The following is a 16,830-nucleotide window of genomic DNA, read 5'->3' on the forward strand; positions in this document are numbered from 1 at the left end:
TCGGCCGACCGCTCAGAACGTCAGCACGGGCTTGATCGCCTTGCCCGCGCCCATGTCCCGCACCGCCTGGTCGATGTCCGCGAACGGATAGGTGCTGATCAGGCGGTGCAGCGGGAGCCGCCCCTCCTTGACCAGGCGGACCAGGGCGGGGATGAAGCTCTGGGTCTCGGCGTCGCCGAGGGTGAGGCCGACGACCTGCTTGCCGCCCAGCAGCCCGTTGACGTCCAGGGCGACCTCGCTGCCGAAGGGCGGGGCGCCGACGACGACCACGGTGCCGCGGGCGGCGAGCGCGTCGACGCCCTGGCGCAGGACGCCCACGTTGCCCGTGGTCTCCACGATGCCGTCCGCGCCCCGTCCGCCGGTGATCCCGGCGAGTGCGTCGCCGAGGTCCTCGTCGGCCGCGTTGACGGTGTGGGTGGCGCCCAACTCCCTTGCGAGGGAGAGTCGTTCACCGACCCGGTCGACGGCGACGATCGTCGTGGCCGGGGTGAGGGCGGCGGCCATGACCGCGGACAGGCCCACGGCTCCGGCGCCGAGGACGACGATCGTGGAGCCCGTGCCGGGCTTGAGGACGTTCCACACCGCGCCGACGCCGGTCTGCACCCCGCAGCCGAGCGGGGCGATGGACTCCAGCGGCACGTCCTGGTCGACCTTGACCAGGCTGCGCTCGTCGACCAGGGCGCGCTCGGCGAACGAGGACTGGCCGAAGAAGTGCCCGCCGAGCGCTTCGCCGTCCCGGCTGATGGTGCTGGAGCCGTCGGCCCGGCGGCCGCCGAGGAGGTTCAGCGGCAGCCACGTGGCGCAGTAGGCGGGGTGTCCGCCGTCGCAGTTGCGGCAGTCGCCGCAGGAGGTGAAGGACAGCACCACGTGGTCGCCGGGGGCCACGCCGGTGACGGCGGAGCCGACCGCCTCGACGACCCCGGCACCCTCGTGCCCGAGGACCCCGGGCAGCGGGAAGGGCAGTCCGCCGCTCGCCACGCCCAGGTCGGTGTGGCACAGACCGGTGGCGACCAGGCGGACCACGGCCTCACGGGGCCCGGGATCGTCGAGGGTGACGTCGGAGAGGCTGAAGGGTGCGCCGCCGGACTCGACCACGGCGGCACGGGTGGTGATGGGCATCGTACGGACTCCTTGAGGGTGCTCAGCCGAGCGAGACGACGACGGACTTGACCTTGGTGTAGGCGTCGAGTGCCTCGGGGCCGTACTCGCGGCCGTAGCCGGAGTCCTTGACCCCGCCGAAGGGCACCGCGGGATCGAGCATCGCCCAGTCGTTGACCCAGACGATGCCCGCCTGGAGGCGGTCGGCGACCCGGTGGGCGCGGGCCAGGTTCGTCGTCTGGACGCCCGAAGCCAGGCCGTACGGCGTCGAGTTGGCGAGTTCGACCGCCTCGTCCTCGGTGTCGAAGGGCTGCACGGTGAGGACCGGTCCGAAGATCTCCTCCTGCACGACCCGGGAGTCGTTGGAGAGGTCGGCGATCACCGTGGGCCGGTAGTAGAAGCCACCGTCGAGGTCGAGGCGTTCACCGCCGCAGACGATCCGGCCGCCCTCCTTGCGGGCCAGGTCGACGTACTCCTCGACCTTCTTCAGGTGCTTCTCCCCCGCCATCGGGCCCACGACGGTCCCGGGGTCGCGCGGGTCGCCGACCGGCACGCCGGGCACGGCGTCGGCGAGGATGCCGAGGAGGGTGCTGTAGACGGGCCGGGCCACCAGGAGGCGCGGGCCGCCCATGCAGAACTGGCCGGTGTTGAAGACGAACGCCTTGATGATCGCGCCGACCGCCTTCTCCAGGTCGGCGTCCTCGAAGACGAGGTTGGCGGCGTTGCCGCCGAGCTCCATGGTGACCGGCTTGAGCGCCTCGCCCGCGGTGGCGGCCACATGCCGGCCGATCGCGGTGGAGCCGGTGAAGGCGACCTTGTCGACGCCGCGGTGGCGCAGCAGGGCCTCGCCGGCCACCGGTCCGGTGCCGGTGACGACGTTGACCACGCCGTCGGGCACGCCCGCCCGCTGGAGCAGGCCGGCCATGTAGAGGGCGCTGAGCGGGGTCTCGTCGGCGGGCTTGTGCACGACCGTGTTGCCGGCGGCGAGGGCGGGGCCGATCTTCGAACCGGCGAGGATGAGCGGGAAGTTGAAGGGGGTGATCGCGGCGACCACCCCGAGCGGCTCGCGCTTGGTGTAGGCGAGGGCGTTCATGGGGGTGTCGCGGACCGCGCCGTCCAGGGAGTGGGCGAGGGCGGCGAAGTGCTCGTAGTCGTTGGCCGCGTTGGTGATGTCCACGGCGTGGCACAGCGAGATCGGCTTGCCGACGTCGAGGCTCTCCAACTGGGCGAGTTCGTCGGCGTTCTCGCGGATCAGTTCGGCGACCCGGTACAGGATCCGGCCCCGCTCCCGGCCGCTGAGGCCGGACCAGGTCCCGGCGTCGAAGGCCTCGCGGGCGGAGCGCACGGCCGCGTCCACGTCGGCGGCACCGGCCTCCGCGACGGTGGTGACCACCGCGCCCCGGGAGGGGTCGACCACCTCGGTGCGGGCGCCGTCGGCGGCCTCGCGCCACTGGCCGCCCACGAACAGCCGTCCGGGTTCGATCTCGATGGGGGACATCACCGCTCCTCAGCATCGTTGCCAAGATTTCAACAAACAGGATTCCTGTTGGTTCGCAGTCTCTTTACAGACAGGTTTCCTGTCAATGCTCTAGCCTGAACCCATGCTCGACACACAGGCGACCAAGGCGCCCCCGTCGCTCCTCTACATGGTGAAACAGGTGGAGCTCGTCGTCCGTTCCCACCTGGACGACCTGGTCAGACCCTCCGGGATCACCGCGCTCCAGTACACGGCCCTGACCGTCCTGCAGCGGCACGACGGCCTGTCGGCGGCCCAGCTGGCCCGGGACTCCTTCGTCACCGCACAGTCGATCGCCGACCTGGTGCGCTCGCTGGAGACACGCGGCCTGGTGCGCCGGGAGCGCAATCCGAGCAACCGCCGGGAGCTGCTGATCCTGCTGACCGACGAGGCCCGCGCCCTGCTCGCACAGCACGAGGGCCCGGTCAGGGAGCTGGAGGAGCGGATGGTGCGGGACCTCACCGCACACCAGACCGAGCAGTTCCGCCAGGCCCTCACCACGGCCTGGCACGCCCTTTCCTGAGCCCGGCGCGAGCCCCGCGTGAACCGGGCGCGAACTGGCGGTCGCAATTCGAAGACATATGTCAATCGAACATGCTCAAATTCATTCCATCGGGGGTAACTTGCAGGGCGGGGAACGCGTTTGCGCGGAACGGTGGGAGGCGATGTCGTCGTGCAGCAGGAACCGGCACCGCACTCCCGGCATCTGCGCGTCCACGAGGACCGGGGTCACACCGTGCTGGAGTTCCGCGGGGAGATCGACATCGCCGCGGCCACCGAGATCCTGCCGCACCTGGACCGGGCCACGGCCCAGCCCGACGCCCGTGTGGTCATCGACCTGAGCCTCGTCGAGTTCCTCGACTGCTCCGGGCTGCGGCTGCTGTACCGCGCCCGGTCCCGGGTCCTCGACCGCGACGGCCGGCTCCTCCTGGTCTGCACGCACCCGCTCACCCTGCGGATCATGCGGGTGACCGGTCTGACCCGGCTGCTGCCTCCGCTGCCGTCCCTGGACGCGGCCCTGGGGCAGCCCGAGGCCACGTCCGGCTCGTTATGACGGCGGATCGCCGCACGCACCCCGCGGTCGGCCCGCAAACGCTTCCCGTCATTCGCTCCGGGGCGCGTCGAACAGGGCGCTGACGGACTCGCCGTTGTGAATGCGCCGCACGGCCTCGGCGAGGGCGGGGGCGATGGACAGGATCCGCAGCTTGTCGGTGCGCTCCTCCTCGGGGACCGGCACGGTGTTGGTGCAGACGATCTCCAGCACGTCGGGCTGCTCACCGATCCTCTTGAGGGCACCGTCCGCGAACAGCCCGTGGGTACAGGCCACTCGGATCGATCGCGGCCCCAACTCACGCAACTTGCCGAGGAGTTCGAGGACCGTCGAACCCTTGGCGATCTCGTCGTCCAGCACGATGACGTCCCGCCCCGCCACCTCGCCGATGACATCGCTGATGCTGACCCGGTCGTCGGCGAACCGCTGCTTGGCGCCGGCGGCCACCTGGGCCCCGATCAGCCGGGCGAAGGCGGCGGCCTCCTTGGCGTTGCCGAGGTCCGGGGAGACCACGGTGGTGCGGGAGAGGTCGTACCGCTGGAAGTGCGCGGCGAGCTCCCGCAGGGCGTGCAGATGGTCGACGGGCACCGAGAAGAAGCCGTGGACCTGCGGGGAGTGCAGGGTCATGGCGAGGACGCGGCTCGCGCCGGCCGAGACCATCAGGTCGGCGACGAGCCGTCCGCCCAGCGAGATCCGGGGCGCGTCCTTCTTGTCGGAGCGCGCGTAGGAGTAGTGCGGCATCACGACGGTGATCCGGCGCGCGGAGGCGCCGCGGGCCGCGTCGCACATCAGCAGCAGCTCCACCAGGTGCTCCTGCACCGGCCGGACCAGCGGCTGGATCAGGAAGACGTCCCGCTCCCGGCAGTTGGCCTGGAGCTGCACCTCGAGGCAGTCGTTGGCGAACCGGCTGACCCGGGTGGGGCTCAGCGGCACCCCGAGATGCGCACAGACCTCGGCCGCCAGCTCGGGGTGGGCGCTACCGCTGAACACGGCGATGTCTCGCACGGATCCGCTCCTCGGATGATCATTTCGGGCTGCCGGGCTCATGCTACTGGCCACCGGAATTCGGTTGCGGAACCCCACCGGGCGCCCGCCATCATGGCCCTGCCCGGTTCCCCTCACGTCAGGACCCCTCGCATGCGCCGTCTCCTCGACACGACCCAGCGCCCCCTTCGGCCCACGGTTCTCGAGGACTCGACCCCGTATGCACACCCTGAACATCGGCATTCTGGCCCACGTCGACGCCGGTAAGACCAGCCTCACCGAGCGGCTGCTGTTCGACCACGGCGCGATCGGCCGGCTCGGCAGCGTCGACGCCGGTGACACCCGCACGGACGACGGCGCGATCGAGCGGCAGCGCGGCATCACCATCCGCTCCGCGGTCGCCTCCTTCACCGCCCACGGCACCCGGATCAACCTCATCGACACCCCCGGGCACTCCGACTTCATCGCCGAGGTCGAGCGCGCCCTGGAGGTCCTCGACGGCGCGGTCCTGCTGCTGTCCGCCGTGGAGGGCGTACAGGCGCAGACCCGCGTCCTGATGCGGACCCTGCGCAGGCTGCGGCTGCCCACACTGATCTTCGTCAACAAGATCGACCGCCCCGGCGCCCGCGACGAGGGCCTGCTCGCCGACATCCGGCGCGGGCTGACGCCGTACGTCGCCCCGCTGGCCCGGGTGACGGGCCTCGGCTCGGCCGGCGCGCGCGTGCGGCCGCTGGGCGTCGGCGCCGCGGCCGAAGCGCTCGCCGAGGTCGACCCGGACATCCTCGCGGCCCTCGTGGACGGCCCCGAGCCCACCCGGGACGACCTCCTGACGGCCCTCGCCGCCCGTACCGCCGACGGCTCCTTCCACCCGGTGTACTTCGGGTCCGCCCTCGGCGGCCAGGGCGTGCCGGACCTGGTCGAGGCCGTGACCCGGCTGATCCCGCCCGCACCCGCGACGCCGGGCGGCGAACCGCGCGGCACGGTGTTCGCCGTACGGCCGGGACCCGGCGGTGAGCGCATCGCCTGTCTGCGGCTGTACGGCGGTGAGGTGACGGAGCGTCAGCGGCTGACGTTCCTCAGGCGCGGCGCCGACGGTGTGACGAGCCGGATCCGTGGGCGGGTGACCCGTCTGAGCGGACAGCTGGCGGCCGGGGACATCGCCGCGCTGACGTTCTCCCCGGGCCTCCGCGTGGGCGACCACCTCGGTGAACCGACCGACCGTGCACCGCAGTTCGCGCCCCCGACCCTGGAGACCCTGGTCACCGCCCGCCACCCCGCCGACGCGGCCCGGCTGCGCTCGGCGCTGCTGACCCTTGCCGACCAGGACCCCCTCATCCACGCCCGTCCCGCGGCCGACGGCGCCACCGCCCTGCTCCTGTACGGCGAGGTCCAGATGGAGGTGCTCGCGGCGACCCTCGCCCAGGACTTCGGCGTCGAGGCGGACTTCGCGCCGGGCCGGGTCCGGTACCTGGAGCGTCCGCGCGGCACGGGGGAAGCCGGTGCCGAGACGCCCTGGCATCTGGGGACCCGGTACTGGGCGACGATCGGCCTGCGGGTCGAGCCGGGTGAGCGCGGCTCCGGCGGGGTCTTCACGTACGAGACCGAACTCGGCGCCCTCCCCCGGGCGTTCCACCAGGCCGTCGAGGAGTCGGTGCACGCGGGCATGGGAACCGGGCTGACGGGTGCCGCCGTGACGGACTACCGGGTCACCCTGATCCGGTCCGGCTTCGTCGCGCCGCTCAGCACCGCCGCCGACTTCCGCGGGCTCACGCCGGTCGTGCTGCGGCGGGCGCTGGAGCGGGCCGGGACCCGGCTGTTCGAGCCGTGTCACGCGTTCGAGGTGGAGGTGCCGTCTGCTGCGCTGGCGGCGGTGACGTCCCTGCTCGCCTCGCGGGAAGCGGAGTTCACCGGCACGTCGGGCGGGGAGACGGCGTGGGTGATCACCGGGGAGCTTCCGGCGCGGCACGTGCGGACGGTGGAACTCCGGTTGCCGGAACTCACGCACGGAGAAGGGGTGTGGTGGTCCCGATTGCACGGTGACCGGCCGGTGGGGGCCGGTCGCGCCCACGCGGCGGAGCCCCATATCGATACCGACCGCGCCCCTGAAGGGGCGGCGTAGGCGACCCTTCCCTACCAGGACACCGGCAATCGTCGCGGCCCCCGGGTCATCTGGCCCTCACGCCACTCGATCGTCTCCGCCGTGAACTCGGCCCGCAGTCGCGGGAACCGGACCGCGAGGCGGTGCAGGGCCAGCCCCAGTTCCAGGCGGGCCAGCCATGCTCCCAGGCAGTGATGGGGGCCCGCGCCGAACACCACGCTGGGGGTGGTCAGTGGGGCGAACAGGTCGGTCTCGGCCGGCGGGGGAAAGACCTCGGGGTCGCGGTTGGCCGCGTTCGTCTGCACCGCGACCACCGCCCCCGCCGGAATCGTCACGCCACCGACCTCGACCTCCCGCACGGCACGGCGGATCAGTCCGGGCAGCACCCTGCCCTCGCTGAGCGGGATCGTCCGCAGCAGCTGCTCGACGGCCGTCTCGGCCGCGTCCTGGCTCACGGCGAGGCCCGGCCAGGCCTCCCGCCCGTCGGTGAGGAGGTGGACGACGATGTTGCCGAGGGCCGTCATGGTCGTCTCGTGTCCGGCGACGACCAGCCCGAGGACGAGGACGACCAGCCGCGGCTCCTCGATCCCGAGACCGTCGCCCGCCCCGACCAGCGCGCTGACCAGGTCGTCGCCCGGCTCCTTGCGCCGCTTGGCGACGAGTTCCGCGCAGAACAGGCCGAACTCCCGCATCGCCGCGCCCACTTCCCCGGCGGAGTGCGCGCCGCCGGACAGGGCGTGGTCGGCCCAGCCGCGGATGCGTTCCCAGTCGGCGTCCTCCAGGCCCATCAGCCGGGAGATCACCGAGACCGGCAGCCGGCGCGTGAACGCCTCGACGATGTCGGCGGGCTGCGGCTGCCGCGCCAGGTCGTCGAGGAGCGACTCCACCACGGAGGCGGTCCAGGGCCGCCAGCGGGCGATCGCGCGGGGGGTGAAGGCCCGCTGGACCGTGCCCCGGAGCAGCTGGTGGGGTGGGCCGTCCTGGTTGAGGAGCCCGTCCGGGGAGTCCAGCAGGTTCGGTACGACGAGCAGCGGCGGGGCGTCCTCGTCCTTGAGGGACTTCCGGTCGAAGCGGGGGTCCATGAGCACCTGGCGCACATCGGCGTAGCGGGTCACGAGCCATACCGGGGTGCCGGTGGCCAGGGTGGTGAGCCGGGGCGGACCGGACTCGGGCAGGGGGATGCGGTGCATGGGACGCAGGGTCCGGGACGTGCTGTCCGTGCTCATCCGGGTCTCCAGACACGCCGTACGCGGAGTTCTCCACGCTAGTGCGCCCCCGAGTGTCCCGGCAGTGTCCCAATCAGCCAACAAGACGGTGCCGCCGGGCTTTTGGGGGTCATCCCTGGGCATCCGTTGCAGTGGAAAGGAGGGCCGTCGCATGACGACTCCCATCAGGCGAGTGTCCAGGCGCATGCCCGGCTGGGCGAAGGTGGTCACCGCCGTCGTGGTGGTGCTCGTGGTGTTCTTCGCCGGTATCCGGCTCAGTGTGATCCCTGGCCTCAAGGACCTGTTCGGCACCGAGACCCACGACCGTTCGGGTCCCGCACTTCTGGAGTCCATCCAGGACATCAGCCGTTACGACGCCGCCTCCGGCAACTTCCAGGTCGTCGTGGACCTGGAGAAGGACACCAAGTTCCTGCCCGACGCGATCCGCGGCTCGCGCACCCTGTACGTGGGGGCGGGCGCCGTCGACGCCTATGTCGACCTCGGCAAGGTCGCCAAGAACGACGTGACGGTCAACGACGACCGCACCGCCGCCACCCTGCATCTGCCGCACGCCCAGCTGGGCAAGGCCACGCTGGACGCGGACCGCTCCTACGCGGTCTCCAAGCAGCGCGGTCTGCTCGACCGGCTCGGCGACTTCTTCTCCGACAACCCCAACAGCGAACAGGCCGTGCAGAAACTCGCCGTCAAGCACATCACCGAGGCGGCCAAGGAGAGCGAGCTGACCAAGCGGGCCGAGACCAACACCACCAACATGCTCAAGGGTCTGCTGAACTCGCTCGGCTTCAAGAAGGTCGAGGTCACCTACGGCAGCTGATCAACCACCGAGCATGCCCGGCAGGGTGAGGGCGCCGAGCACGGTGGCGCCCACCAGCACCCAGGCCACGTAGTCGCCGACGTGCCCGGACTGAAGGCGCCGTAGCCACAGCGCCCGGTCCGGTGCGGCGCCCACCTCCGGACGGGTGACGGCGAGGTGAGCGAGGCCCCCGGCCAGCAGGGTGGAGAGCACACCCAGCAGGACGCCGGCCGGGGTCCAGTGCACGGAGGCGGCGACCCCCGCGGAGCCGGTCTCGTTGACGGAGTGCGCGACCACCTTCGCGAAGCCGGGGGCCAGCCCCACGGCGAGGGACCCGGCGAGCAGCACCGCGGGCACCGCCGTCATCGTGTCCGGGATCCGGCCGAGCCGGTGCCGGGTCTCGGGCCGCTCACCGGACCCGGTCGTCTCGTACCCGGAACCGGCCCCGTCGGCGGGCCTGGGGCCGAGGCCCAGGAACACCCGGCCGGCCACCCTCAGCACCGCCGCCGCGGTCACCGCGCTCGCCGCCACGTACAGCACGGTGAGCGGGCCGCCCACGGCCTCCTCTGTGACGGACTTGCCGAGCGCCGTACCGAAGGGCGGCAGCCCCGCGAGGCCGAGGCCGCCCAGCGTGAACAGCACGGCGACGCCCTTCAGTTCGCGTGCCCTGCCGTGCAGCGCGTGCTCGTCGACGCTGCCGTAGCGGTCGAGGAGGATGCCGGTGCAGGCGAAGAGGGCCGCCTTCACCCCGGCGTGGCCGAGAAGGTACAGGGCGATCCCGTCGTCGGCCTCGGGCTTCAGCACGCCGATGCCGATGAGGAAGAGCCCGGTGTGGGCGACCGTGGAGTAGGCGAGCAGCCGTTTGATGTGCCGCTGGTACCAGCACATCACCGCGCCGATCACGGCGGTCAGCACGCCCAGCACCACCAGGGTCCGCTCGAACTCCGGGGCCGGGACCCCGCCGGGCCCGGCGAAGACGGTGCCGTACACGCGCCAGACGCCGAAGGTGCCGAGTTCGACCATGACGCCCGACAGCAGCATGCACACCGGCGTGGGGGCGACGGCGTGCGCGTCGGGGAGCCAGAAGTGGAAGGGGACGGCGGCCGCCTTGACCAGGAGCCCGGTCATCACCAGGACGAACGAGGCGAGGACCAGGGCGTCGGGCCGCCCGTGCGCGTCCAGGCCCCGGCCGATCGCGTGCATCCCCAGCTCGCCGGTGCGCGCGTACAGCAGTCCGATGCCCATGAGCAGGGCGTACGCGCCGAGCGAGGTGACCACGGCGAAGGTCAGCGCCCCCTGCACGGCCCTGGCCTCCTCGATCCGGTGGCCGGTGAGGGCGTAGGCGGAAACGCCCATCAGCTCGAACCACACGAACGCGTTGAACAGGTCGCCGGCGATCGCGAAGCCGCACATGCCGGCCTGGAAGAGCAGCAGCAGCGCGGGGAAGGACCCGGCGCTGCCACGGGGCGATTCGTCGAAGTAGCGCCAGGAGTACGCGAGCGCCGCCAGCGTGAGCAGCGAGGCGAGGGCAGCCATGCCGAGCCCCGGGCCGTCCCCGATCAGGACGATCCCGACGCTCTGTCCGTTCACGGGCGTCCAGCCGCCGGCCCACTCCAGGAAGGGCGGCGAGGAGTTCAGCAGGAGCACGAGCGCCAGGGCAGCGGTGCCGGCGGAGACCGCGCAGCCCACGGTCTCGGCGACGGGCCGGGGCACCAGGCGGCCGCCGGCGACGAGCAGGGCGGCACCTAGCAGAGGTACGGCCACCAGCAGGGGCAGCAGGTCGTCCATCAGCCGCGCAGCTCGGAGAGTTCGTCGGGGTCGACGGTGCCGTGGCGTTTGGAGATCTGGACGACGAGGGCGAGCAGCAGGGCGGTGACGGTGGCGCCGACCACGACGTCGGTCAGCGTCAGGGCCTGCACGAGCGGGTCGACGACCGGGCGGGAGCCGGGTTCGAGGTCGGAGAAGACGGGGGCGGTGGCGTCGTGGCGGTAGCCGACGGCCAGCAGCAGGACGTAGGTGCCGGCCTGGCACACCGACAGACAGCCGACGGCGTGGATCAGGTTGCGGCTGGTGGCGAGCCCGTAGCAGCCGGTCAGGAAGACCCAGCCGGCCACCAGGTACGGAAGGACGTCCATCATGTCCCGGTCCCCTCCTCGATCTCGACGGCCTGGTCCAGGAAGCGGGCGAGCAGCACGACGACCGCGCAGGCGACCTCCATGCCGACGGCCGCGTTCAGCAGCGGGACGGTGCCGCCGGAGGACAGCGTGTTGAAGGTGCCGTACGGCAGCAGGGTGTTGGCGAGGAAGGCGGAGCCGCCGATCAGGCCCGCGAGGCCGGTGACGACGTAGGCGGAGGTGGCGATCGCGTCGCCCGTCTCGTACAGGTCGACCGGCCGGACGCGTTCCAGGGCGCGGTAGTCGGCGCCCAGGTAGAGCAGGTGCAGGGAGGTCGCGGCGACGACTCCGCCCTGGAAGCCGCCGCCGGGGCTGAGCTGGCCGTGGGCGATCACGTACAGGCCGGTGAGCAGGGCGACGGGGAGCACGAGGAGGGCGTAGCGGCGGACGGGGCGGGCCACTGCCGCGGGGGCGAGACTCGCGCGGTGTTCGTCGGGGGTCCGGCGCAGCAGGATGCCGCAGCCGATGACCGCCGCGAAGAGGATGGTCATCTCGCCGAGGGTGTCGAAGGCGCGCTGGTCGAAGTTGACGGAGGCGATGACGTTGGCGGTGTGCCGGGCCAGGGAGGCGTGGACGGCCCGGTCGCCGTAGGGGTGGTGCGCGCCGCCGAAGGCGGGCAGGTCGAGGGCGGCGGCCGTGAGGAGGGCGGCCAGGCCCGCGCCGCCCACCGCCACGAGCCACAGCCGGACGCGTCGGCTCACCTGCGGGGTCCTTCCCCACGGCCGCGCCGCTTGACCTTGTGGACCGTGAGCAGCAGCAACAGCGGGGTGAGCGCGGAGCCCACGGCGAGCTGCGACAGGGCCACGTCGGGCGCCTGGAGCACGGTGAACAGGACGGCGAGGACCACGCCGAGCACGGACAGGACCAGGGCCTGGCGGACGGGGTCGCGGGCGGCCACGGCCGCCGTCGCGGAGCCGGCGACCAGGAGCAGCGCGACGACGATCACCGCGTCAGCCATGGCGGACCTCCGGGAATCCACCGGACAGGGCGCGCGAGGCCACGATGTTCCCGCCGATCAGCAGGGCGCCCACGACCAGCAGTTTGGCCATCGCCCGGCTCGGTCCTGCGGCCACGCACAGGGCCGGTACGACCAGCGCGCCGACGGCGGCGGCCGCGTAGGTCAGTCCCCAGGCGCTCGGCGGGTCGTCGGCCAGTTCGTCGGCGAGCAGCCGGGCGAAGACGAGGGTGCCGACCGGGCCCAGCAGGGCGAGGACCAGGGCGAGATCGACGTAGGAGGGACGGCCGTAGCCCTGGGAGAGCAGCAGCAGGGCGGGGCAGGCGAACGCGGTGCACAGGTTCTGTGCCACGACCCGGCGCCTGAGCGGTCCGGTGGCGACGCCCCACACGGTGGCTCCCACTCCCCCGCCGAGGACGACGGCCGCGGCGAGGATCCAGCCGTTCACCGCTCGCTCACCGCCCGCCGGGCGGCGCGGGCGGCCAGGGCGCCGAGGCCGGCGACGGCCGCGCCGACCGCGAGTTCCAGGGGGTCCACGGTGCTGATGAGCACGAGCCAGAGCACGGCGAGCGCGGCCCACCAGGCGAGGAGTTCGGCCGCGGCGAGAAGCGTGGTCCGCCCGGTCGTCATGCGCCACCTCCTCGGAACACGGCCTGGGAAACGGCCGTCGCGCGCCATCCAAACACCGCGTCAAGGGCGTGCGGGGGCGACGCGCGCGGTACTCAGGCCCCAGTGCCCCGACCGTACGAAGGGAAACCGAGGGCGGCCGGGCCGGGACGGCATCTCCGGGCCGTTCGCGGGTAAGCGGCCTTCCACAGACGGAAGTTGGACAGTGGAGGAAGCAATGGCCTGGGTGCTCTCACGTTCGCGAGCGGCGTCGGACGCCGGCACCACCAAGACCGAGCCCGCGGCGAAGCCCGCCCGCCCCAGGCGGAATCCGCTCTCCCTCGTGGTCCGTTTCGTGGCGATGGTGTTCGCCTTCGCGTTCATGGTGGCGTTCGCCGTCGTGCTGGCCCGGCTGACCCTGGAGCCCTCGCCCGCGTCGGTGGATCTGACCCACACCAACCTGCATCCGGGCGCCTCGCTCAAGCTCTATCTGGACCAGCCCGAGATGCGGGACGCCGTCAAGCAGATCGGCGGGAACATCCTGCTGGGCATACCGTTCGGGATCCTGGTGCCGATCATCGCCCCCAAGACCCGCGGGCTGCTGCGGATCGCGCTGCTGACGGCCGTGGTGATGCTGCTGGTCGAGTTCGCGCAGGGCGCGCTGGTGGAGGGCCGGGCCTTCGACATCGACGACGTCATCCTGAACACGTCCGGCGCCCTGATCGGCTATCTGCTGCTGGGACGGCGGCTGAGCCGCGCGGTGCACAAGAAGCCGACGGCGAAGAAGGCGGCGGCCAAGAAGGCGTAACGGATTCCCGATCCGCTCTACTTCTGGTCCGTACCAAAGTCTTGACGACCCCTTACCTCACTCCTTAAATCAAGAGGCGACCCCTCCCCCCCCACCTCGAAGGATGTGCCGTGGCCGCCTCACGCCTGCTGCGCAGATGTCTCCTCGCCGCCCTGTCCGCCGTGCTGATCGCGGCGGGCACCGCTCAGGCGGACCCGCCCGCCGTCCCCGCGTCCGCCGCCGCGGTGACCTTCTCCGACACCTTCGACGGGCCCGCCGGAGCGGCGGTCGACTCCTCGAAGTGGCAGATCGAGACCGGCGACAACGTCAACAACCACGAGCGGCAGTACTACACGGCGGGCAACAGGAACGCCGCGCTGGACGGCCAGGGCCATCTGGTGATCACGGCCCGGCGCGAGAACCCGGCCAACTACCAGTGCTGGTACGGCACCTGCCAGTACACCTCGGCCCGGCTGAACACCTCCGGGAAGTTCACCGCGCAGTACGGGCACGTCGAGGCGCGCATGAAGATCCCGCGCGGACAGGGCATGTGGCCGGCGTTCTGGATGCTGGGCACTCCGGTGAACTGGCCGGACTCGGGCGAGATCGACATCATGGAGAACGTCGGCTTCGAGCCCTCGACCGTGCACGGCACGATCCACGGCCCCGGCTACTCCGGCTCGGGCGGCATCGGCGCCGGCTACTCCCTGCCGAACGGACAGGCCTTCGCGGACGCCTTCCACACCTTCGCCGTCGACTGGGCGCCGGACTCGATCACCTGGTCGGTGGACGGGAACGTCTACCAGCGGCGCACCCCGGCCGACCTGGGCGGCCGCACCTGGGTGTTCAACAAGCCGTTCTTCCTGATCCTGAACCTCGCGGTCGGCGGCTACTGGCCCGGCGACCCGGACGGCTCCACGGCCTTCCCGCAGCAACTCGTGGTGGACCACGTGTCGGTGACCACCGGCGACACGGCCGGCGGGACGGCGATCCGGGGCCTCGCCGGCAAGTGCGTCGACGTCGCCGGGGCGAACCCCGCGAACGGGACCGCCGTACAGCTCTACGACTGCAACGGCACCGCCGCCCAGCAGTGGACCGTCGGCTCCGACGGCACGATCCGCGCGCTCGGCAAGTGCCTGGACGTCACCGGCGGCGCGACCGCCGACGGCACACCGGTCCAGCTCTACGACTGCAACGGCTCCGGGGCCCAGCGGTGGACCGTCACGGGCGCGCGCGACATCGTCAACCCGCAGGCCAACAAGTGCCTGGACGTGACCGGCAACAACTCGGCCAACGGCACCCGTCTCCAGCTGTGGACCTGCACCGGGGCCGCCAACCAGAAGTGGACGGTCGGCTGAGCCCGAGGGTCAGTGCCGGGTCCAGGTGAACTTGTCGCCACCCACCCAGCGGACCACGTCCGGGTCGTCCAGGTCATGGACGATGATGCCGAAGGCGGCGGCCGCCTCCAGGACGTCGGTGACGGTCCGCGCCTCACCGACCACCTCCCCGTCGATCTCCACGATCCGGAAGGGCGGTGTCGTCGGCTGGACCCCGAGCACCAGGATCCGCGGGTTCGCGATGTGTGGGCTGCCGATTTCGGTCATGAATAGAGCGTAGAACGCAATGCGCGGGAGGGAGAGGCGGACATCACCCGCCCAGCAGGGCGAGGACGGCCGCCTCGACCGCGCCCTGGGTGGCCGGGCGCCCGAAGTCCCCGTGTTCGCCCAGCCGGGTGAGCGCGGGGGCCACCGTCCTGCCCTGCTCGAACAGTTCGAAGACCCGTGGGTCGATGTACGAGGCCCGGCACACCGCGGGCGTGTTGCCCAGGTAGTGGCTGACCTCGCGCACGGTCCGGGCCAATTGACGCCGGCGGCCCGTCGGGGTGGCCCGGGCCTCCTCGGCGGCGACGGAGAGCGCGACGGCGGCCAGGACCGTGGCGTGCCAGGTGCGGAAGTCCTTGGCGGTGATGTCGGTGCCGGACAGCCTGCGCAGCGCCTCGTTCAGATCGCCGCCGTGCAGATCGTGCCAGCGCTTTCGCTCCCAGTACACGAGCAGCCGGTCCCCGCCCTGCCTGCGGCGCTTGAGCGCCCTTACGACGGCCAGGGCGTCGTCGTCGACCAGCGCGCGGACCAGTTCGGTGCCGCCCTTGGCCGGATAGTCGAAGGTGAGCTCCTCGCGGCCGCAGGTGACGTGGTCGCGGAGCATGGTCGTCAGACCGTAGGTCTCCGACTGGCGGGTGTGCCGGTCACTGCCGATCCGGAAGAAGCCGAGGTCGAGCAGGCGCACCGCGCAGGCCGTGACGCGGGTGCGGCTCAGGCCGCGCCCGGTGAGGTCCTCGGCGACCCGTTCGCGCAGCTCCGGCAGAGCGCGGGCGACCTCCCGCACGTGCTCGTGCTTGGCCTGCTCCTGCTGGGCGCGGAACCGCTCGTGGTACAGGTACTGGCGGCGCCCCGCGTCGTCGGTGCCCACGGCCTGGAGATGGCCGTTGGGCCAGGGACAGATCCACACGTCGCGCCAGGCGGGCGGGATGGTCAGGGCGCGGATGCGGGCGAGCGCGTCCGGGTCGGTGACCGGCCGGCCCTCGGGGTCCCGGTAGCGAAAGCCCCGGCCGCGGCGCACGCGGGTGAGGCCGGGGCGGTCGCAGGAACTGGTGCGCAGTCTCAAGGACGCCGCCACTCGTCGTCGCCGAGGTGCGAGCCGGCCTGCGGGCCCATGCGGAGCATGCCGCCGTCCACGCTCCAGGACGCGCCGGTGACGTAACTGGCCTCGGGACCGGCGAGGAAGGCGATCACCGCGGCGACCTCGCGGGCGTCACCGGGGCGGCCGAGCGGTACGCCGGGCCGGTCCTCGGTGTGCACGTCGGTGTCCTCCTGGCCGGTCATCGGGGTGGCGATCTCGCCGGGCGCGACCGCGTTGACGGTGATGCCGTGCTCGGCGAGCTCCAGGGCCATGACCTGGGTGAGCAGACCGAGACCGCCCTTGGCCGCGCAGTAGGGGGCCGCGCCGACCCGCGGCTGGTGCTCGTGGACGGAGGTCACGTTGACGATCCGGCCGCCGGAGCCCTGGCTGATCATGTGCCGGGCGGCCTTCTGACCGCACAGGAACGGACCGAGCAGATCGACGTCCAGCACCTCGCGGACGGTGTCCAGCTCCAGGTCGAGGAAGGGCGTCCTGGTGCCGGTGCCCGCGTTGTTGACCAGAACGTCGAGGCGGCCGAGCCGGTCGCACAGTTCGTCGACGGTTCCGGCGGCGACGGGCAGCCGGGTGAGGTCCATCTGGGCCACGGCGGCCCGCCGCCCGAGGGCACGCACCTCGTCGGCGGTCTCCTCCGCGCCCTTGAGGTCGCTGTGCCAGGTGATGCCGACGTCCATCCCCGCCCGGGCCAGCCGGACGGCGGTGGCCCTGCCGATGCCGGAGTCGGCTCCGGTGATCACGGCCACCTTGGTGCGGGGTGCGCTGGGGGCGGACATCGCTGCCTCCTCGGGGACGGGGTGTCGTCGGGGTGCGGAATCCGACGACGCATCGCAGTACCCGGGGGCGTA

The 16,830-nt window shown here is 72.3% G+C and carries 19 protein-coding genes; 6 read left to right on the forward strand and 13 right to left on the reverse strand.

The window, feature by feature from the left end; all coding sequences use genetic code 11:
• Positions 1 to 12 precede the first annotated feature (12 nt).
• On the reverse strand, positions 13 to 1,119 hold the full coding sequence (locus ACFULQ_RS04380) for an NAD(P)-dependent alcohol dehydrogenase (protein WP_383537951.1): 1,107 nt from the start codon (positions 1,117 to 1,119) through the stop codon (positions 13 to 15).
• A gap of 22 nt (positions 1,120 to 1,141) precedes the next feature.
• Positions 1,142 to 2,596, reverse strand: coding sequence for an aldehyde dehydrogenase family protein (locus ACFULQ_RS04385; protein ID WP_383537953.1), 1,455 nt, complete (start codon positions 2,594 to 2,596; stop codon positions 1,142 to 1,144).
• A 103-nt stretch (positions 2,597 to 2,699) separates the two neighbouring features.
• On the opposite strand from ACFULQ_RS04385, the gene ACFULQ_RS04390 reads away from it, so the two are divergent.
• Positions 2,700 to 3,137 carry a MarR family winged helix-turn-helix transcriptional regulator gene (locus tag ACFULQ_RS04390; protein ID WP_383537955.1) on the forward strand — a complete coding sequence of 146 codons (438 nt, stop codon included), beginning with the start codon at positions 2,700 to 2,702 and terminating at the stop codon, positions 3,135 to 3,137.
• A gap of 150 nt (positions 3,138 to 3,287) precedes the next feature.
• Positions 3,288 to 3,668: an anti-sigma factor antagonist gene (locus tag ACFULQ_RS04395; protein ID WP_383537958.1), complete on the forward strand. Its 381-nt coding sequence runs from the start codon at positions 3,288 to 3,290 to the stop codon at positions 3,666 to 3,668.
• A gap of 48 nt (positions 3,669 to 3,716) precedes the next feature.
• Here ACFULQ_RS04395 and ACFULQ_RS04400 read toward each other — a convergent pair whose 3' ends face one another.
• On the reverse strand, positions 3,717 to 4,670 hold the full coding sequence (locus ACFULQ_RS04400) for a ribose-phosphate diphosphokinase (protein ID WP_383537961.1): 954 nt from the start codon (positions 4,668 to 4,670) through the stop codon (positions 3,717 to 3,719).
• A gap of 199 nt (positions 4,671 to 4,869) precedes the next feature.
• Here ACFULQ_RS04400 and otr(A) point away from each other — a divergent pair, with 199 nt between their 5' ends.
• Positions 4,870 to 6,768: a tetracycline resistance ribosomal protection protein Otr(A) gene (gene otr(A) / locus ACFULQ_RS04405; protein WP_383537963.1), complete on the forward strand. Its 1,899-nt coding sequence runs from the start codon at positions 4,870 to 4,872 to the stop codon at positions 6,766 to 6,768.
• An 11-nt stretch (positions 6,769 to 6,779) separates the two neighbouring features.
• On the opposite strand, the gene ACFULQ_RS04410 is transcribed toward otr(A), so the two are convergent.
• Entirely contained in the window at positions 6,780 to 7,973 is a 1,194-nt protein-coding gene (locus ACFULQ_RS04410) for a cytochrome P450 (RefSeq protein WP_383537967.1), read from the reverse strand.
• 151 nt (positions 7,974 to 8,124) lie between these two features.
• Here ACFULQ_RS04410 and ACFULQ_RS04415 point away from each other — a divergent pair, with 151 nt between their 5' ends.
• Positions 8,125 to 8,787: a DUF4230 domain-containing protein gene (locus ACFULQ_RS04415; RefSeq protein WP_383537970.1), complete on the forward strand. Its 663-nt coding sequence runs from the start codon at positions 8,125 to 8,127 to the stop codon at positions 8,785 to 8,787.
• On the opposite strand, the gene ACFULQ_RS04420 is transcribed toward ACFULQ_RS04415, so the two are convergent.
• Genes ACFULQ_RS04420 through ACFULQ_RS04445 form a run of 6 tightly spaced genes read right to left on the reverse strand, consistent with a single transcriptional unit; the run spans position 8,788 to position 12,525 of the window.
• Positions 8,788 to 10,554, reverse strand: coding sequence for a complex I subunit 5 family protein (locus ACFULQ_RS04420; protein WP_383537972.1), 1,767 nt, complete (start codon positions 10,552 to 10,554; stop codon positions 8,788 to 8,790).
• Positions 10,554 to 10,904: a sodium:proton antiporter gene (locus ACFULQ_RS04425; protein ID WP_383537974.1), complete on the reverse strand. Its 351-nt coding sequence runs from the start codon at positions 10,902 to 10,904 to the stop codon at positions 10,554 to 10,556. The genes ACFULQ_RS04420 and ACFULQ_RS04425 overlap by 1 nt, the downstream gene beginning before the upstream one ends.
• Positions 10,901 to 11,641, reverse strand: a complete 741-nt coding sequence (gene mbhE, locus ACFULQ_RS04430; RefSeq protein ID WP_383537976.1) for a hydrogen gas-evolving membrane-bound hydrogenase subunit E — start codon at positions 11,639 to 11,641, stop codon at positions 10,901 to 10,903. Before mbhE ends, ACFULQ_RS04425 begins: the two co-directional genes overlap by 4 nt.
• Complete coding sequence (locus tag ACFULQ_RS04435; protein ID WP_383537979.1) at positions 11,638 to 11,898, reverse strand: hydrogenase subunit MbhD domain-containing protein; 261 nt, start codon at positions 11,896 to 11,898, stop codon at positions 11,638 to 11,640. The genes mbhE and ACFULQ_RS04435 overlap by 4 nt, the downstream gene beginning before the upstream one ends.
• Entirely contained in the window at positions 11,891 to 12,343 is a 453-nt protein-coding gene (locus ACFULQ_RS04440) for a monovalent cation/H+ antiporter complex subunit F (protein WP_383537982.1), read from the reverse strand. The genes ACFULQ_RS04435 and ACFULQ_RS04440 overlap by 8 nt, the downstream gene beginning before the upstream one ends.
• Complete coding sequence (locus ACFULQ_RS04445; protein WP_383537984.1) at positions 12,340 to 12,525, reverse strand: hypothetical protein; 186 nt, start codon at positions 12,523 to 12,525, stop codon at positions 12,340 to 12,342. The genes ACFULQ_RS04440 and ACFULQ_RS04445 overlap by 4 nt, the downstream gene beginning before the upstream one ends.
• A 214-nt stretch (positions 12,526 to 12,739) precedes the next feature.
• Between ACFULQ_RS04445 and ACFULQ_RS04450 the strand changes: the two genes are divergently transcribed.
• Both ACFULQ_RS04450 and ACFULQ_RS04455 read left to right on the forward strand, forming a co-directional pair.
• Positions 12,740 to 13,309 carry a VanZ family protein gene (locus ACFULQ_RS04450; protein ID WP_383537987.1) on the forward strand — a complete coding sequence of 190 codons (570 nt, stop codon included), beginning with the start codon at positions 12,740 to 12,742 and terminating at the stop codon, positions 13,307 to 13,309.
• Positions 13,310 to 13,419: 110 nt separating this feature from the next.
• The gene (locus ACFULQ_RS04455) at positions 13,420 to 14,646 is read left to right on the forward strand and encodes an RICIN domain-containing protein (RefSeq protein ID WP_383537989.1); all 1,227 of its coding nucleotides are present in this window, start codon (positions 13,420 to 13,422) and stop codon (positions 14,644 to 14,646) included.
• Positions 14,647 to 14,655: 9 nt separating this feature from the next.
• Here the strand turns inward: ACFULQ_RS04455 and ACFULQ_RS04460 are convergent, their stop codons facing one another.
• From ACFULQ_RS04460 to ACFULQ_RS04470, 3 genes are read right to left on the reverse strand one after another with little or no spacing between them, the layout of a single operon-like run.
• The gene (locus tag ACFULQ_RS04460) at positions 14,656 to 14,892 is read right to left on the reverse strand and encodes a hypothetical protein (protein WP_383537991.1); all 237 of its coding nucleotides are present in this window, start codon (positions 14,890 to 14,892) and stop codon (positions 14,656 to 14,658) included.
• A gap of 43 nt (positions 14,893 to 14,935) precedes the next feature.
• Positions 14,936 to 15,952 carry a DNA topoisomerase IB gene (locus ACFULQ_RS04465; RefSeq protein ID WP_383537993.1) on the reverse strand — a complete coding sequence of 339 codons (1,017 nt, stop codon included), beginning with the start codon at positions 15,950 to 15,952 and terminating at the stop codon, positions 14,936 to 14,938.
• Positions 15,949 to 16,758: an SDR family oxidoreductase gene (locus ACFULQ_RS04470; protein WP_383537996.1), complete on the reverse strand. Its 810-nt coding sequence runs from the start codon at positions 16,756 to 16,758 to the stop codon at positions 15,949 to 15,951. Before ACFULQ_RS04470 ends, ACFULQ_RS04465 begins: the two co-directional genes overlap by 4 nt.
• Positions 16,759 to 16,830 lie beyond the last annotated feature (72 nt).

The sequence above is a fragment of the Streptomyces sp. NPDC057253 genome (genome assembly GCF_042669125.1).
In the GTDB taxonomy this organism is placed as follows: Bacteria; Actinomycetota; Actinomycetes; order Streptomycetales; family Streptomycetaceae; genus Streptomyces.

Excerpts from the sequence above, each read along its gene's own strand:
- ACFULQ_RS04380 (WP_383537951.1), bottom strand. The coding sequence starts at position 1,119 with ATGCCCATCACCACCCGTGCCGCCGTGGTCGAGTCCGGCGGCGCACCC.
- ACFULQ_RS04385 (WP_383537953.1), bottom strand. The coding sequence starts at position 2,596 with ATGTCCCCCATCGAGATCGAACCCGGACGGCTGTTCGTGGGCGGCCAG.
- ACFULQ_RS04390 (WP_383537955.1), top strand. The coding sequence starts at position 2,700 with ATGCTCGACACACAGGCGACCAAGGCGCCCCCGTCGCTCCTCTACATG.
- ACFULQ_RS04410 (WP_383537967.1), bottom strand. The coding sequence starts at position 7,973 with ATGAGCACGGACAGCACGTCCCGGACCCTGCGTCCCATGCACCGCATC.
- ACFULQ_RS04415 (WP_383537970.1), top strand. The coding sequence starts at position 8,125 with ATGACGACTCCCATCAGGCGAGTGTCCAGGCGCATGCCCGGCTGGGCG.
- ACFULQ_RS04420 (WP_383537972.1), bottom strand. The coding sequence starts at position 10,554 with ATGGACGACCTGCTGCCCCTGCTGGTGGCCGTACCTCTGCTAGGTGCC.
- ACFULQ_RS04425 (WP_383537974.1), bottom strand. The coding sequence starts at position 10,904 with ATGATGGACGTCCTTCCGTACCTGGTGGCCGGCTGGGTCTTCCTGACC.
- ACFULQ_RS04435 (WP_383537979.1), bottom strand. The coding sequence starts at position 11,898 with ATGGCTGACGCGGTGATCGTCGTCGCGCTGCTCCTGGTCGCCGGCTCC.
- ACFULQ_RS04445 (WP_383537984.1), bottom strand. The coding sequence starts at position 12,525 with ATGACGACCGGGCGGACCACGCTTCTCGCCGCGGCCGAACTCCTCGCC.
- ACFULQ_RS04450 (WP_383537987.1), top strand. The coding sequence starts at position 12,740 with ATGGCCTGGGTGCTCTCACGTTCGCGAGCGGCGTCGGACGCCGGCACC.
- ACFULQ_RS04460 (WP_383537991.1), bottom strand. The coding sequence starts at position 14,892 with ATGACCGAAATCGGCAGCCCACACATCGCGAACCCGCGGATCCTGGTG.
- ACFULQ_RS04470 (WP_383537996.1), bottom strand. The coding sequence starts at position 16,758 with ATGTCCGCCCCCAGCGCACCCCGCACCAAGGTGGCCGTGATCACCGGA.